Consider the following 16,587-nt stretch of genomic DNA (forward strand, 5'->3'; position numbering starts at 1 on the left):
GTATATGTTTAATCGTGAGAAAAAGGATATTTTCTTTGATTTGGATCATACCATCTGGGATTTTGACAAAAATGCCGAAGAAAGTCTCCACGAACTATATTTTAAATACAAGTTTGACAGCTTATTTAATAAGGAATCTCCTTCCCGTTTCATAGAAACTTATACAATCAACAATCATCGCCTTTGGGGATTATACCATCATGGAAAGATTTCAAAACCCGAGTTAAGAAAGGCGCGATTCGCTGATACATTTATCGAAATGGGTGTAGACCCCGAATTGTTTCCTGAAGAATTTGAACTGGAATACCTCACGATCTGTCCTCAAAAGACGAATTTATTTCCGCATGCACATGAAACCTTGGCCTATCTAGACGAAAAATACAACCTGCATTTGATCTCCAATGGTTTTAAGGAGGCCTGTGAGACCAAATTGGAGAAAAGCAATTTGAACAAATATTTCAAAAACATCTTTATTTCTGAGGTCGTTGGAGTGAACAAACCTGATCCAAGGATCTTTCAATTTGCACTGGAAACCACAGGGGCACATGTACAACAGTCATTGATGATTGGAGATAATCTGGATGCGGATGTACGTGGGGCAATGAATGTCGGAATGGATGCGATCTTCTTTAATCCGAACAGTACGGAGCAACCTGAGGATGTACCACATATGATTGTCGATCTGAAAGAATTACAATCTATATTATAACAAAAAAGCAGCTTTAAAAGCTGCTTTTTTGTTATTTTAAGACTTTTACGGTTATGTTCTTAAACCAAACATCGTTTCCATGATCTTGGAGACCAATCAATCCTGATTTGCTTTCTCCACCTACATGGCTCAGCAACTCAAACGCCAGAGGCCATTTCTCTTGACTGAATTTACTTTTTTGTAATAGGTCAACCCATGATTTATCCCACAGGGTATATTCAACGACTTTCACCCCATTTTGGAAGTGTTCAACTTTACCATTGTTCACGCGGATCTTCACCTTGTTCCATTCGCCGTAAGGTTTGCCATTTTGTGGTTTCGCAGGAATCATATCATACAATGATGTAGACTTACGATTCCCATCGACGCCCATTTTAGCATCTGGATGGTTTTCGTTGTCAAGAACCTGACACTCGGGTGATGAGATATAAATTGGCTGACCTTCGACTTCTTTGGCCAAAAAGAAAATTCCGGAATTTGCTCCTTTTGCTACTTTCCATTCCAATTCCAATTCGAAGTTTTTGAAGTCATGTGCGAAAATCAAATCACCACCTTCGTCCTTGCCCACATTCGCTCCGCTATCAAATTTAATTGCGCCTTCATTGATAACCCATTTTTTGGGAACTACAGTTTTATCATATCCTCTCCAGCCCTCCATCGAAGTACCATCAAAGATAACATATGCTCCGGCCTTATTCTTTTTGAATTTCTTGATATCCACACGTGGCAAATCCAAAATTTTGTAAGCCGGTACTTCTTTTTTTGCTTGCGCTACTGCTGTATTTAGATGTGCAGAAAATGCCATCACCGATACCGCAAAAACTGTTTTTAATAACTTCATTCTTTTTAGTTTTAGGTTTGTTTCAAAATTAAAATTAAGCATTTGGGGTTAAAAAGAGGAATATTTTTTAATATTCCTCTCCACCACCATTTATTTCATTTGTATTTGTTTCTTTCTTTTTAGACTTATTTAGATCCTGACTCCCAAAGCGATAGGATAGTGATAAAGTTACCATCCTCTTCATCCAACGGTGTTCAAAATTAGACACTAGTTGAGATGTCTCTAGCATACCATTCATTTTGCGCGAATTAAACACATCTCTAACATTCAACATAATCGATGCCTTCTTCTTGAATACATCTTTTTTCAGCGCAACATCCACCCCTTTCATAGCATTCATCTGTCCTTGAGCCATGACACGTGAAGAATTGTATTCCCCTCTCATTTGAGCAGAGAAAGTCGGTGTAAAACGATAATTAGCTGTTAAATTAGCATTATAAGCGAAGTCTTTTCTGTCTTTTATCTCATAGTCTGGATTTGCATTATATTTAATATGGATCAAATTGAGATTAAATGTAAAGTCAAAATCCTTCGTCGCATTGACCTTTGAAATAAATTCAAAACCCGAAAGATTCCGGCTGGTCATATTCTCCCATCGACTGTATGTTCTGCCATCTTCTATTTTGTAAACAAAAGGCTGGATAACCTCACTGGCGTGATTAAAATAAGCTGAAGATATCAAATTTACTTTGCCAAAAGTTTTGGCAAAACTCATTTCAAAACTGTGTACATCTTCTGGTTTCAGATTCGGATTTCCCTGACGATAATTCAGATCATCGGATACATTTAAAAATGGATTGACCTGCCAACCACGAGCTCGTTGCACACGACGTGAGTAACTAAACTGAACTTTATCACCATTGTCATCTACATCATATGTTAAAAACAAAGTCGGGTATAATCTAAAAAAGTTCTGCTTTGCATTGGATTCTTTTTCCTCGGCGTTAGGATCCTTCGAGAGATAAGTGGACTTAAGTTCAAATTGTTCTCCCCGTAACCCGATTTGATAGCCAATTTTATCCGTTAGCTTATTTTGATAGTTAGCGTAAATTGCATGGACAATACTGGTAAAATCAAAATCATTGCTGATCCTATAGTCTGGCAGATATTTGCCTGTTGTATCGCGGAGCTCGGAAAATTGCGTATCAAATGACTTTCTAATTTGAGAACGATAGCCAGCCTCGAATTTGCTTACCTCGGAAAATGGCAGCACATAATCCAGCTGAAGATTAATATTCTTACCATCTTCGGAGGTCGTATTCCTCCGTGCGGTTTCTTTCCGTCCGTCGGTATATTTTTGAGAAAAATCGTTCGTACCATCTTCCTTGTCTCTTCCATAACTCGCATTCCCCGTCAATTCCTCTCCTTGTCGCTTAAATTGATGTTTAAAATCGGCGTTGAATTCATAGCCCAGATCGTCCTCAAATTGGGTAGACTTACGATCACTGGTTCCTGTTTCATCTGTTCCTTTAAAAAAACGATAATTTAAGTCCTCTATCCGTTTATTATCCCGGATGCTCAAATTACCGGAAAAACTCAATGAAGTACGGTCAGACATATTATAGTCAAATCCGGCTTTTACTGTATGGCTATTCCCCTTTCTTGAGGATTCGGATTCGCTATAATTGCTTGTGGTATCACTCAAAAACGTATTGTCCGTCTTCCCACTTCCAACCATGTTACGTTTATTGAAGTTATAGGATCCGAAGTAATTGAATTTCCGATCACGATAATTCAATGTTATACCAGCCATATAATTGTCATAGGAACCAGCGGATGTATTTACCGATCCGTTCAGCCCTGTTCGAATATTTTTCTTTAAGACGATATTGATAATCCCCGTCTGCCCTTCAGCATCATATTTAGACGAGGGATTGGTGATGACCTCAACTTTTTCTATGGAATTAGCCGGAAGGCTCTGAAGCAAAGATGTGACATCGTTTCCTGCGAGTGCTGACTCGCGGCCATCTATTAGAATCTTGACACTGCTGGATCCACGCAGGCTCACCGATCCGTCTTGATCCACCTGAAGCGTGGGTACATTGGCTAACACATCTGTTGCTGTTCCCCCCGCACTGACCAAGCTCTCACCCACGTTAAAGGTTTTGCGGTCAATACCAATCTGCATCGCAGGAACTCTCCCCTCGACTACAACCTCATCCAGGAGCTCACCCGTTGAATTTAAACCAATTCGTCCAAGGTCGTTGCTTTTCGATACCGCCACATCCACCCCTTCAATCGTATGCGTCTCATAGCCTACATAACTGATACGAACATTATATTTACCGGGTTTGATATCTGAGAATAAAAGAAATCCCTGATCTACTGATTGAGCTCCTTTAACATAACTATTATTGCTCGCATCTAAAAGCGCAGCACTGGCAGACGAAATAGGTTTGGAAGTTTTGCTATCGATCAGGATAGCTTTGATTTGACCAGTTTGCGCAAGAACAACAACCGGTAGAAAGAATACAAATAATAATAAAAATTTAAACGATTTAGCGTTAAATGACATGAGAGCTTCAGCTTAGTTTATAGTTTAGTGCAAATAAAACTAAAACTTAGAGACAAAATTGAAGCGTAACCATATTATTACGGTAACAAAAAGGATAGTAAATTTATTCCACAGAGACCGTCAATCCTTCTGCTTTCAAAATCTTGCGGTAGATTTCCATCTCTGTAAAAGTACCCTCCAAAACGGCGCACTTTCCTTCAGTATGCACTTTCCATGCAATTTTTTCAGCTTGTTTTTCGGTATATTGAAGGTGATACATCAGACAATGAATCACATGGTCGAACGTATTCGTTTCGTCATTCCATAAAATCAGGCGATTAGAGTCCTTAACAGACGCTAATATCTCTTCTAACGTAAAGGTTTCTTCAGCAGTTTGGGTACCCATGCTGCAAAAATAGAATATTTTTTTCTAAATTAACGATAATATAAAAGGGAAGAATACAATCAATTAGAGGAATTTATTATGTTTCAGTCAAAAATCGCAGGAATTGGCTATTACGTTCCAAAAAACGTATATACCAACAATGACTTAACACGTTTTATGGATACCAGTGACGAGTGGATTCAAGAAAGAACAGGTATCAAAGAGCGTAGATATGCCGACCGTATCGGAGAAACAACAACCACAATGGGTGTTGAAGCCGCGAAAATAGCAATTGAACGTGCCAATATCAGCAAGGAAGATGTCGATTTCATCATCTTTGCAACCTTGTCGCCTGACTATTATTTCCCAGGCTGCGCTGTTTTACTACAACGGGAAATGGGAATGAACGAGGTCGGCGCATTGGATATCAGAAATCAATGTTCTGGCTTCATCTATGCCCTATCCATAGCAGATCAATTTGTCAAAACGGGGATGTACAAAAATGTACTTGTAGTGGGTTCAGAGAAACATTCATTTGCGCTCAATTTTTCAACCAGAGGACGTGCTGTTTCTGTAATTTTCGGTGATGGTGCAGGAGCAGTAGTTGTGCAGCCGACAACCGAAGCTGGCAAAGGCATTTTGAGCACGCATTTACATTCTGACGGCGCGGAAGCAGAAAAGCTCGCGATGTATTATCCAGGAGCATCAAGTGGAATCTGGCTGGATAAAATGCCCGATTGGCCGGAACAGGAACTGGGGGGATTATTGATGACCAAAGAAATGCTTGAAGATGGAACTGCGTTCCCAAATATGGATGGACAGGCCGTTTTCAAAAAGGCTGTTGTAAAGTTCCCCGAAGTTATTCATGAGGCTTTGACAAAGAACAACCTGAAAACTTCTGACATTGATCTGTTGATCCCTCATCAGGCCAATCTTCGTATTTCACAGTTTGTGCAGAAAACCTTGGGATTAAATGAGGATCAGGTCTTCAACAATATCCAAAAATATGGCAATACAACAGCAGCGTCTATACCGATCGCACTATGTGAGGCTTGGGAAGCCGGAAAAATAAAAGAAGGTGATCTTATTTGTTTAGCCGCCTTTGGTGCAGGCTTTACCTGGGGATCCGCTTTAATCCGGTGGTAAAAAAGGACTATTAAACATAAAAAAGGCGATAATCATAAAGATTATCGCCTTTTTTATGTTTTCCCGATTACAGGATTATCCGTTTGATAACGCTGTCGCTCCAGAGACGATCTCTGTCAATTCTGTTGTAATTGCCGCTTGACGCGCTTGGTTATACGATAACTTAAGTGATTTTATTAAGTCACCAGCATTTTCAGTTGCTTTATCCATTGCTGTCATACGTGCACCATGCTCAGAAGCATTGGAATCTAAAACAGCTTTGTATAATTGAATCTTGATGGCTTTAGGAATTAATTCTTCGATAATCTTCTCTTTAGAAGGTTCAATGATATAATCCACTTCAGCTTCAATTTTTGCTTTATGCGTATGTTGTGTGTTTTGCTCTGCAGGTGGTAATAAAGGCAAAATCTGCTCTGCTGTCAACTCTTGAACAGCAGCGTTTTTGAATTGGTTATAAACCACTTCAACACGATCAAAATTACCTTCCTTAAATTGTTCCATGATAAATTCTGTCACTACAGAAACAGATCCAAAATTTAAATCAGAAAACAAGTCTGAGTGGTTAGCTATCACATCGAAATTACGCTTCGAATAGAAATCGTAACCTTTTTTACCAATAGCGATGATACTCAAATTGCCTTTCGCATGCTGCTCGGCATATTTGTTAGCGATCAAGTTATTAGTCATCTTGATAGCATTCGCATTGAATGCCCCAGCCAAACCTCTATTAGAAGAAACAACAACGATCAACACCTTATTTGGCTCACGATCTACTGTGAAAGGAGAATTACTTCCCTCCACACTTGCAGAAACATCAGCCAAAATATCTCTTAGTTTATTCGCATATGGGCGCAATTGTAAGATAGCGTTAGTAGCGCGCTTCAATTTAGCAGCCGAAACCATTTTCATGGCTTTAGTGATCTGCTGTGTTGATGATACCGAGGTAATCCGATTTCTTACTTCCTTTAAATTTGCCATATTTGTTTTAAGTATCAAGTACCTAGTATTGAGTATTGAGCCTAGTCAATGGACTCAATACCAAATACTCATTACTAATTAATATTTTGATGCTAAATCCTTAGCTACTTTTTCTAATACTGCAGTCAACTCATCAGAGAATTTACCAGCTTTGAACGCTGACAAAACTTCTGGATGGCGTTGTTCCAATTGCGTCAAGAATTCTTCTTCAAACTCTCTTACTTTATTTACTGGAACATTACGTAATAAACCTTTCGTTCCAATGTAAATGATCGCAACTTGTTTCTCTACAGAAACTGGAGAGTATTGACCTTGTTTCAAGATCTCAACGTTACGAACACCTTTATCCAATACAGCCTTAGTAGCAGCATCTAAATCAGAACCAAATTTCGCGAAAGCTTCCAATTCACGGTACTGTGCTTGATCCAACTTTAATGTACCTGATACTTTTTTCATCGGTTTGATCTGAGCGTTACCACCCACACGAGATACCGAAATACCTACGTTGATCGCCGGACGAATACCAGCATTAAATAAGTTAGATTCCAAGAAGATCTGACCATCTGTAATAGAGATTACGTTGGTAGGAATATATGCCGAAACGTCACCTGCTTGTGTTTCAATGATTGGAAGGGCTGTCAATGAACCACCACCTTTAACCAAATGCTTGATAGACTCAGGAAGGTCATTCATGTTACGAGCGATATCATCAGAAGAGTTGATTTTCGCAGCACGCTCTAATAAACGGCTGTGTAGGTAGAATACGTCACCTGGATATGCTTCGCGGCCTGGAGGACGACGCAACAACAAAGAAACCTCACGGTATGCCACAGCTTGTTTTGACAAATCATCATAAACGATCAACGCTGGACGACCTGTATCACGGAAGAACTCGCCGATAGCAGCACCTGCCATTGGCGCGTAGAATTGAAGTGGAGCAGGATCAGCAGCAGAAGCAGCGACAACAACAGTATAAGCCATTGCACCTCTTTCCTCCAATGTACGAACGATATTCGCTACCGTAGAATTCTTTTGACCTACAGCAACGTAGATACAGAATACAGGTTGACCTGCATCGTAGAATTCTTTTTGGTTTAAAATCGTATCGATACATACCGCAGTTTTACCTGTTTGACGGTCACCAATAACCAACTCACGTTGACCACGACCTACTGGAATCATCGCATCGATTGCCTTGATACCTGTTTGTAATGGCTCAGTTACTGGCTGACGGTAGATAACACCTGGAGCCTTACGCTCGATAGGCATTTCGTATAATTCTCCTTGGATAGGTCCTTTACCATCAATTGGCTGACCCAATGTATTCACAACACGTCCCAACAAACCTTCTCCAACTTTGATGGATGCAATACGGTTGGTACGTTTAATCGTATCTCCTTCTTTAATTTCGTCAGAAGGACCTAAAAGTACAACACCGACGTTGTCTTCTTCTAAGTTTAATACAATACCTTGTAATCCGTTATCAAATTCAACCAACTCACCGGACTGAACTTTAGTTAAGCCGTAAATACGAGCAATACCGTCACCTACAGCAAGTACGGTACCCACTTCCTCTAGTTCGGCTTCTGATTTAAAGCCCGCCAATTGCTCTCTTAGAATTGCCGAAACTTCATCTGGTCTTACCTCTATCATTTTAATTATTATAAGGGGTTTTTTGATTTATTTTACTTTAAATACCAGAATAACCTTAGTTACCCTGATTCAAATATCTTTCTAATTTATTCAACTTACCAGCAATACTTGCATCAATCTGGCGGTCACCAACATTAACGACAAATCCACCGATCAAGTTGTTATCGACTTTATTGACCAATATCACTTGAGCGTTGGTTTCTTTTGCAAGTACATCTTTCATTGCGGCTAAATTAGCTTCAGAAAGTGGTGCAGCAGAGGTAACTGTAGCTTTTACAATACCTTTAACCTCATTATACTCACGGACAAATTCCTGCGCAGTAGCATATACGATCGTACCACGACCTTTGTTGATCATGATCTTGAAAAAGGCTAAGATATTTGCATTGATCTTATCTTTAAATAAAGCATCCAATATGTTTTTCTTCTTGTCCAAAGGAACAATAGGATTGGCCAAAACAGCCTGCAATTCTGAACTGGACTTTAAAACAGCGATGAACGAATCCATATCTGTTTTGATGGTCTCCAGTGAGCCTTGCTCGCTAGCCAAGTCAATTAATGACTTTGCATATCTCGATGCTACTTTAAATACTGACATAATTCTATTTCGTAATTTAAGTGACCGGATTAGTTCAATTTAACGTCTTTAAGCAAATCTGCTACTAAAGCCTCTTGCTTACCTTGGTCCTCAAATTCTCTTGTTAATACTTTGCGGGCGATATCCAAAGACAAAGATGAAACTTGTGATTTTACCTCAGCCAAAGCTTTATTCTTTTGTTCGTCGATCTCCTCTTTCGCTTGAGCAATCATTTTAGCACCTTCGTATTGCGCTTGATTTCTTGCCTCAGCAACAATTTTGTCTTTTAGCTCTTTTGCTTCTTTAAGGATAACATCACGTTCTGCACGAGCCTCTTTAAGCAATTGTTCGTTCTCATTTGTCAAACGAGCCATTTCTAATTTAGCTTTCTCAGCAGCTTCCAATGCATTCGCAATTCCTTGCTCACGTTCATCTAAAGCGTTGACGATAGGTTTCCAGGCAAACTTGCCCAATAAAAAGATCACAACCAACAAGATGATTAGTTGCCAAAAGAACAAACCGTACGAGAACTGATTAATTAATGCTTCCATTTATATACAATTGTAAATTATAATTTTCTTTTGTTTTGTATTTTTTTGTTTAAATACAATCTGCAACCAACCGTTGCAGATTGTATTTAGTAAACTTTTAATCAGCTTGGATTATTTACCTAAGATTAAAGCACCGAATGCTAAACCTTCAACTAAGGCACCAATGATGATCATCGCAGTTTGAATTTTAGATGCTGCTTCTGGTTGACGAGCGATAGCTTCCATAGCTGAACCACCGATTTTACCTAAACCTAAACCTGCACCGATTACGATTAAACCTGCTCCAATTAAGTTGTACATAATAATTATTTTATAAAATTTAACAAAAAAATTCGATTAATGATGTGCGTGTTCTTCGACTGCCATTCCGATAAACAAGGATGACAACATTGTAAAGATAAAGGCTTGCAAAAACGCAACCAATAACTCCAAGAAAAACAACACTAATGTTAACAACATTGACACCCCGATACTACCACCGACAGTCAACTGTTGTTGAAATAAATATACGATTGCGATCAACCCCATTACAACGGAGTGACCAGCAGTAATATTCGCAAACAAACGCAACATCAAGGAGAAAGGCTTAGTAAACATACCCAACACCTCAATTGGTGCCAAAATAAATTTGAAAGGAACTGGAACACCCGGCATCCAAAAAATGTGTTTCCAATAATCTTTATTGGCCTTAAAGTTGGTAATAAAGAAAGTGAATAAAGCCAAACATAAAGTGACTGTAATATTTCCTGTCACGTTAAAACCTAGTGGAGTCATACCCAACAAGTTTAAAACAAAGATCAAGAAAAACACAGATAACAGGTAAGGCATAAATTCTTTATAACGATGACCAATATTTGGAACAGCCATCTCATCACGTACATATAAAACCAATGGTTCTAAAACGCGGCCAACACCTTTAGGAAGGTTATTAACACCTTTCTTATATGTTTTAGCCAGACATATGAAACCCCAGAACAATAAGAATGCTGCCAATAACAGGCCCACCACATTCTTGGTAATCGAGAAATCTAAAGGTTTTGCATTCGTAGGGTGATGTGCTTCATCAAAGTTTAAGGTACCTGCAGCATCTGTTTTATAGATCTTGCCATGGTAAAGTGTATAGTATTGACCATTTTTCTCTACAACGGATTCGCCATGATGAAACTCGCCAGAAGAAAAAACAACCAATCCATTATCAATAAGAATTACTGGCAATGGAAAACCATAATGTTTTCCTGCTTTTTGATCGGAGAACAAAGAAAAATAATGATCATCTTGTAAGTGATGTTGACTATACTCTTTGATTTCCTCAGCTTGGGTTTTAGGCGCATCCCCATGCGCTTCCTCAGCTGCTTTTAAGGTAAAAGGATTGACAGCAAGAAAAATTACTGCAAATAATAAAAGTGCTCTCTTAAGATTCACCATTTCAGATTACTATTGAATAATAAAAAATTTTGCGCAAAAATACAATTTTATTTGGCATAAATCACCATTTGTTTAAACTTTTTCCAAAAATAGTTTAAACCTTTTTATCTGCTTGATTTAAAGCGCTAAAAGCGACGTAGACATCCACAAACAGAGAGATAAAAAATACAACCAAAAAGTTATATTCGATAAAGTTATTTTCAAAGGTCTTTAACCCGTCTTTAATATAAATATATCCTGCAACACCTTTCAAGAGCACCAGCCCCAGAAATATAACCCCCAGTTTCTCCGGCATAGACCAATTTGCAAAAAATATCAACACCGCAACCAGCAACGAAGAACAGAATCCAAAGGTATACATCCCCACCAGACTGTAGGAGGTTTTGCCCCAGTATTGCTCCACGTTCATTCCGGATATCACTAAATAATGCGCAGCAAAACTTGCCACAAAGACGATCAGCAGTATAAGTATGCTTTTCAAATAACTATTCATTCTTATTAATTTGATTTGCCTGCCTAATGAACTGATACAAGGATACAACCACACCCAACAACGTCAATCCTTTCATTCCCCAATCACCCGCAATGGCATATTTATTATCTAACCAACTCCCGACCCAATAAAACAAATATATTGTCACACCCATCTGAATCGGCATGGAAGTAAATACAATCCACTTGTTAATTTTCTTATTGGTCTTCTCCTCTTTCAATTAGCTTATAATAAAAGGTTGACAAATATACATCATAAATCCTTACCCACTACAATCCTAAAACTTTTTGTCCAATTTTAATATCCGGATAATCAATATCTGCACCCAACAGCATCTTCAGTTCGGAAGATGATTTGTCTGGATTTGCTCGAATAACATCAAGAATGCGGTCAAGCTTTTCTTGATCAATTAATTCCGTTGCCTCTACCTCTGTCCCTACAAAATTAATCAGATGCCCATAGATGGTACCAGCAACCATCCCACGCTTGCCCGCAATATCAGCGATAGTCATCCCCTCTTTAAACATTTCTAACGAAATATCCTTTGTATCCAGTTTTTTAGCTCCTTCTTCGTCAGCGCTTTGTGCCGCCAATTCATCTTTTTCTTTTGTCTTAACCTGAGCAGCTACATCAAGCATGGCTGTTTGAAAATCTTCTCTTTTGGACAGCGTTTCAGCAATAATTAGACAATGCTGCAACTGCTCACGTTTTCTCTTATAATCCAACAATATTGCTTTCAACTCATCAACATATTTCTTTGTCCGCTTGCGAATCTGGTATTCCTCAATATGCTTTGTCAGGGCCGCAATAAGATCCTTATCCATCCGTGGTAAAAACCAATTTACAGCAGCAGTAGAACGCTCACAAATCAGGTCATAGTCAATCGCATCCTTATCTCTAAGGAGTTCATAAAGGACAACAATAAATTTGTGGGCCACTTTCTCTTGTGTCTGGAGCTGTTTAACGATCTCCTGGAAAAATTGAACAGCCTGCTCTTTCCCATCGATATTGCGTTCATCCATTGATTTCAGCAGCTCCGAAGTTTCCACCAAGAGGCCATCCCATCGAAAACCATTCATCAAAATCTGCCCCAGATAATTTCGTTGGCACTGTTCCAAAATTTCGTTAATACTGAATTGGGAATGTGCACGTTGTGCAAACTCGACCACCTGATAATCTGTACGGATGGCATAAGATGGAATAACTGATTTAAGTACAAGCCCATCCAAGCTCGTCAAACGGCTTAACGCAACATAAACCTGTCCAGCCGCAAATGAGGTACCCGCATCAATAATTGCTTTCTGAAAAGTCAGACCCTGGCTCTTATGGATTGTAATAGCCCAGGCCAGTCGCAAAGGAAATTGAGAAAATGTACCCAGGATCTCCTCTTTGATTTGATCCTGGCCTTTATCATAATTGTAACGGATATTTTCCCAGGTCTCTCTTTTGACCGTCACCTCTTCAGAGCCGTCAGGAAAAGTGACTGATACTGTTCCTTGTACTGTATCAATATGTTTTACAGTACCGATCTTACCATTGTAATACTTCCGTTCATCACCGGAATCATTCCGGATGAACATCACCTGCGCTCCTATTTTTAAGGATAGCGTTTCCTCGGCAGGATAAGACCCTTGTGCAAAGTCATCTTTCACAACCGCTTTTAAGTTGAGCATCTTTCCAGACAACGAAGCCAGTTTTGCACTGTTGATCTCATCGGCATTCCGATTGTGGGATGTCAATGTAATATATTGCTCCTCCTCTTTTGGTACAAAATCCTGTTTGTAATAACCATTTAAAGTAGTTAGCATTTCACTGGTACATTGATTATTCCGTATTGCATTCAAGATCGAAATAAACCCTTCATCCTGCTGACGATAAATCTTATTAAGCTCTAGCATGACCAAGGGGCTGTCCCTTAGAATCTTTGCATTGAAGAAAAATACAGACGAATAATGATCACGGAGAATATTCCATTCTGCATCTTTGACCACGGGAGGCAATTGATATAAATCGCCAATAAACAAGACCTGTAATCCACCGAAAGGACGCATATCGCGACGAACAGATTGTAATATCACATTGATCGCATCCAATGTATCAGCCCGTACCATCGAAACCTCATCGATAATCAATAATTCTAGTTCCTGTAGAATCGCCCGCCGTTGTTTTGTTAGCTTTATTGTACTGAACAAACGCGATTTATTATAAATATGACTATCCTGCTCATCCCAGCGCAACTCATAATCTTCAACAAACGTTCCGAAAGGAAGCCAAAACAGGGAGTGTAGGGTTGTCCCACCCGCATTCATGGCAGCTACTCCTGTTGGTGCAGTAATCGCCATTTTCTTATAGCTATGCTCACGAATATACTTCAAGAAAGTCGTCTTTCCCGTACCTGCTTTTCCTGTAATAAATACATTCTGATTGGTTTGGTTAACAAATGCAACAGCCTGCATAAATGCTGTGTTTTCTCGATCGACTTGAAAATTTGACATATCCTGAAATTAGATTGATCACAAAACTAAGTATTTCATTTTGAAAACATATCCTATCGATAGATTGTATATTTGATAAAAAAGTACATTTTATTAATGATTTTAGTAAAGCTAAAACGGTTAACTAAAAATATTAATGATTTTTTCCTATATTTAGCTGCTGAATTAATGATCAATAAATTTTTTAGAAATTTTATAAGATGGCTATAGATAAAACCGCATTATTTGAAAAAGTGCAAGAGATGTTGACATCCAAAGGATTCAACATTGAGAAGTCGGATGCAGCACGCCCTTGGGGTGGCTTTTTTGTCATCGACGAATCCCAGGCACAAGAGTTCGCAAATGAGTATTTTGGTGGATTGGATGTTCAGGAGTTAAGAATTTCAGGAAAATTAAGCCCAAAAATTCTGATCGTTGCTCCAGACAAGAGACTTTCTTGGCAATACCACCACCGTCGCGCTGAAATCTGGCGTGTTATTCAAGGCAACGTAGGTGTTATGGTTTCTGATACCGATGAGGAGTCAGTGGTATCTACTTTGAAAGAAGGTGAAACAATCAGATTACGTCAGGGACAACGTCACCGCCTAATTGGCTTGGATGGCTTTGGTATTTTGGCAGAAATTTGGCAACATACCGATGCGAACAACCCTTCAGATGAAGACGATATTGTTCGTGTTCAAGACGACTTTGGTAGATAGAAGTACTTTCTATCTATTCTTCATAAAAGGGCTGTCCACAAATGACAGCCCTTTTTCATTTTTATAGCTATCCCCTAGATTCGTCATTTTTTCAGATATTGAAGTCTCATCTATTGCTTCCGTATTTTATTAAGATGAAAATTATCAGCTAGGTCTATTCGCCTCATTCTGACCATTAATTAACCTGATGATGATTTCATTCCAATAAATTAGCTGTCACAATCCTAATTTTTACTATTTTAGTATACGTATAATAAAATGTCACATGATGAGCAACAACGAAAACCAAAGAAGTTCTGGGATATTAAACAGTCTTAAAAAATTAATTTTCGAAGATGATCAGACAAGCTCTGCCCCTCAATCTCCGTCTCCAGCACCTGCTGCTCCGACACAAGAAAAATTAAATACTCCCACACCAACATATACGTCGGTAACACCACCCGTAGCAACTGGTAAGACTCCGCCGCCTATTCCCATTACAGCCAACGATGGATCTACGGATCTCAAAGAAATGAAACTCAAGGTTTATGCCATCCTCGAAAAACTCAATGAGCAGGGTGTCGATTTTTTTGAAGTCTGGAATGCCGCTGCTGCAATGGGCAAAGTAGAAGAAAACACCTTAAAAGCGGCATATACCTCACTTAAGTTTGTAGATAGTTCACTATCGAAGGAAAAACTTGTGGCAACTGGCACAAATTATGCTAATAAGCTTAAAGAAACCATAGCCAAGGAGTCGGATCAGAAACAGGAGGAAAAGAAAAGGACAGAACAGGACCGAACAATGGAAATTGCTAATTTGAACAGTGAAATCAAAGCATTAACGGAAAATATAACCAAATTGCAAGATGACCTACAGAAAAAGCAGGTTGCCCTGGGACAGATTAATGAAAAGTACGAACCAAAGATCAAAGAAATCGAACAAAAAATAGCAATAGGCAACGCTGCTGTTGGTGAGGTTATTACCGAAATAAACAACGCATTGCATATGATTAATCAATCAATTACATAACAATAAATCAATGGAAAAAAAAGATCAATACATCAATATTCCCGCTGAAATAAAGACACAACTCCCCATATTTCAAGTTTTGGGGGATCATTTACCTGCACAATTAAAATCTCCAGAAGCAAAAAAAACTGTTTCTACTGTTTTCTTTTGGGCATTACTTTTGGGCGGCGCATTTGCTTTTTTCAAATTTCTTCCCATTATGCTCGAATACGCAGGAAAGAGCATTTTATTTGTTATTTTCAGTATTATCCTGATCACCTTATTGCTTTTAGCTCCTAAGATCATCGCCCTACTGCATCGCTTGGGTACAGTACTACTGTTCAAAGGTGAAAAATCCATTATTAGAAATAATCCCATCGAGACTTTACAATTGCTATCCCGTGATGCCAAAGACACGTTAAAACGTGTAAAGGAGAAGATCAGTAATGTGGACGGTGTTCGCATTGATATGATTCAAAGCGGTGAAACAGCGCAAAAAACTGCGGAAGAAAAGTATACTTATGCGAAAAGGTTTACAGCTGAAGCTGCTAATCTTGATGAAAAATCAAAAGAAGAAGCCAGCAAAAATAATGCGGAGAAAGCCAATGCTTATGCAAGAGATGCCAAGGAGACACGTACCAAAGCTTTTTTGCTAGGTAAAGAAGGGGAATCAGAAGAACAAAATGCCCGTAGCTATGTGCAATACGCCAATCAGTTTGCGAAAGTACTGGAGGTCCTCAAAGACAACGAAAGCGCAGCACGTATCTATGTAAGCACATTGGATAGCAGTATTTCAATTATTTCCAAGAAGTTAGAAGCAACACAAAAAATGAAAAATGCAACGGATGGTCTTGCCGATGTATTTAATATCAAAGATGGATGGGCTTTTCAGGAAGCAATGAATGCAGCTACAGGTGCTATCAGTCAAAACATTGCTTCGATTAGATCGAACTTGGATTTCTTGGATCAAAACAACAACATCACGGTCGGTGGCGCCCCTTCACAAGGAGAACTGGAAGAATTTATCCGTAAGGTCGACGAACGTAATTTGAAAGTACTCAATGTCACTCAGATGTCTGATGCGAGCTACGAGCTCAAGCCAGAGGAGAAAATCGACAAAGGCTTTACATTACTAGATTAATTAACAAAACAAT

Annotated in this window: 17 protein-coding genes; 5 read left to right on the plus strand and 12 right to left on the minus strand. The window is 38.9% G+C overall.

Annotated elements, in window-relative coordinates; genetic code table 11:
- Positions 1-4: 4 nt before the first annotated feature.
- Entirely contained in the window at positions 5-709 is a 705-nt protein-coding gene (locus LC454_RS07525; RefSeq protein WP_223581222.1) for a YjjG family noncanonical pyrimidine nucleotidase, read from the plus strand.
- Between the two features lie 31 nt (positions 710-740).
- Here LC454_RS07525 and LC454_RS07530 read toward each other — a convergent pair whose 3' ends face one another.
- The 3 genes from LC454_RS07530 to LC454_RS07540 all read right to left on the minus strand — a co-directional run bounded on the left by LC454_RS07530 (position 741) and on the right by LC454_RS07540 (position 4,450).
- Positions 741-1,550: a DUF1080 domain-containing protein gene (locus LC454_RS07530; protein WP_223581159.1), complete on the minus strand. Its 810-nt coding sequence runs from the start codon at positions 1,548-1,550 to the stop codon at positions 741-743.
- Between the two features lie 67 nt (positions 1,551-1,617).
- Positions 1,618-4,065 (minus strand): TonB-dependent receptor domain-containing protein, encoded by a 2,448-nt coding sequence (locus LC454_RS07535; protein WP_223581160.1) that lies wholly within the window; start codon positions 4,063-4,065, stop codon positions 1,618-1,620.
- Positions 4,066-4,168: 103 nt separating this feature from the next.
- Complete coding sequence (locus LC454_RS07540) at positions 4,169-4,450, minus strand: ATP-dependent Clp protease adaptor ClpS (RefSeq protein ID WP_077437687.1); 282 nt, start codon at positions 4,448-4,450, stop codon at positions 4,169-4,171.
- Positions 4,451-4,528: 78 nt separating this feature from the next.
- On the opposite strand from LC454_RS07540, the gene LC454_RS07545 reads away from it, so the two are divergent.
- Positions 4,529-5,575: a 3-oxoacyl-ACP synthase III family protein gene (locus tag LC454_RS07545; protein WP_223581162.1), complete on the plus strand. Its 1,047-nt coding sequence runs from the start codon at positions 4,529-4,531 to the stop codon at positions 5,573-5,575.
- 75 nt (positions 5,576-5,650) lie between these two features.
- On the opposite strand, the gene atpG is transcribed toward LC454_RS07545, so the two are convergent.
- From atpG to LC454_RS07590, 9 genes are all read right to left on the minus strand, one after another.
- Positions 5,651-6,553: an ATP synthase F1 subunit gamma gene (gene atpG, locus LC454_RS07550; RefSeq protein ID WP_223581163.1), complete on the minus strand. Its 903-nt coding sequence runs from the start codon at positions 6,551-6,553 to the stop codon at positions 5,651-5,653.
- Between the two features lie 78 nt (positions 6,554-6,631).
- Complete coding sequence (atpA, locus tag LC454_RS07555; protein WP_223581164.1) at positions 6,632-8,206, minus strand: F0F1 ATP synthase subunit alpha; 1,575 nt, start codon at positions 8,204-8,206, stop codon at positions 6,632-6,634.
- Between the two features lie 55 nt (positions 8,207-8,261).
- Complete coding sequence (atpH, locus tag LC454_RS07560; protein WP_223581165.1) at positions 8,262-8,804, minus strand: ATP synthase F1 subunit delta; 543 nt, start codon at positions 8,802-8,804, stop codon at positions 8,262-8,264.
- Positions 8,805-8,833: 29 nt separating this feature from the next.
- Positions 8,834-9,334 carry a F0F1 ATP synthase subunit B gene (locus LC454_RS07565; RefSeq protein ID WP_223581166.1) on the minus strand — a complete coding sequence of 167 codons (501 nt, stop codon included), beginning with the start codon at positions 9,332-9,334 and terminating at the stop codon, positions 8,834-8,836.
- Positions 9,335-9,445: 111 nt separating this feature from the next.
- Positions 9,446-9,634, minus strand: coding sequence for an ATP synthase F0 subunit C (atpE, locus tag LC454_RS07570; RefSeq protein ID WP_028070619.1), 189 nt, complete (start codon positions 9,632-9,634; stop codon positions 9,446-9,448).
- Between the two features lie 36 nt (positions 9,635-9,670).
- A complete protein-coding gene (gene atpB, locus LC454_RS07575) occupies positions 9,671-10,759 on the minus strand; it encodes a F0F1 ATP synthase subunit A (RefSeq protein ID WP_120262214.1) in 1,089 nt (362 codons plus the stop codon).
- A 94-nt stretch (positions 10,760-10,853) separates the two neighbouring features.
- Entirely contained in the window at positions 10,854-11,252 is a 399-nt protein-coding gene (locus LC454_RS07580) for a hypothetical protein (RefSeq protein ID WP_223581167.1), read from the minus strand.
- The gene (locus LC454_RS07585; protein WP_223581168.1) at positions 11,245-11,472 is read right to left on the minus strand and encodes an AtpZ/AtpI family protein; all 228 of its coding nucleotides are present in this window, start codon (positions 11,470-11,472) and stop codon (positions 11,245-11,247) included. The genes LC454_RS07580 and LC454_RS07585 overlap by 8 nt, the downstream gene beginning before the upstream one ends.
- A 49-nt stretch (positions 11,473-11,521) precedes the next feature.
- The gene (locus LC454_RS07590) at positions 11,522-13,747 is read right to left on the minus strand and encodes a helix-turn-helix domain-containing protein (protein WP_223581169.1); all 2,226 of its coding nucleotides are present in this window, start codon (positions 13,745-13,747) and stop codon (positions 11,522-11,524) included.
- Positions 13,748-13,989: 242 nt separating this feature from the next.
- Here LC454_RS07590 and LC454_RS07595 point away from each other — a divergent pair, with 242 nt between their 5' ends.
- The 3 genes from LC454_RS07595 to LC454_RS07605 all read left to right on the plus strand — a co-directional run bounded on the left by LC454_RS07595 (position 13,990) and on the right by LC454_RS07605 (position 16,574).
- The gene (locus LC454_RS07595) at positions 13,990-14,445 is read left to right on the plus strand and encodes a phosphoheptose isomerase (protein ID WP_223581170.1); all 456 of its coding nucleotides are present in this window, start codon (positions 13,990-13,992) and stop codon (positions 14,443-14,445) included.
- A gap of 265 nt (positions 14,446-14,710) precedes the next feature.
- Positions 14,711-15,454: a hypothetical protein gene (locus LC454_RS07600; protein ID WP_223581171.1), complete on the plus strand. Its 744-nt coding sequence runs from the start codon at positions 14,711-14,713 to the stop codon at positions 15,452-15,454.
- A 10-nt stretch (positions 15,455-15,464) separates the two neighbouring features.
- Positions 15,465-16,574: a hypothetical protein gene (locus tag LC454_RS07605; protein WP_223581172.1), complete on the plus strand. Its 1,110-nt coding sequence runs from the start codon at positions 15,465-15,467 to the stop codon at positions 16,572-16,574.
- Positions 16,575-16,587: the final 13 nt, after the last annotated feature.

Origin of the sequence: Sphingobacterium sp. GVS05A (assembly GCF_019969845.1) — a bacterium.
Lineage (GTDB): Bacteria > Bacteroidota > Bacteroidia > Sphingobacteriales > Sphingobacteriaceae > Sphingobacterium.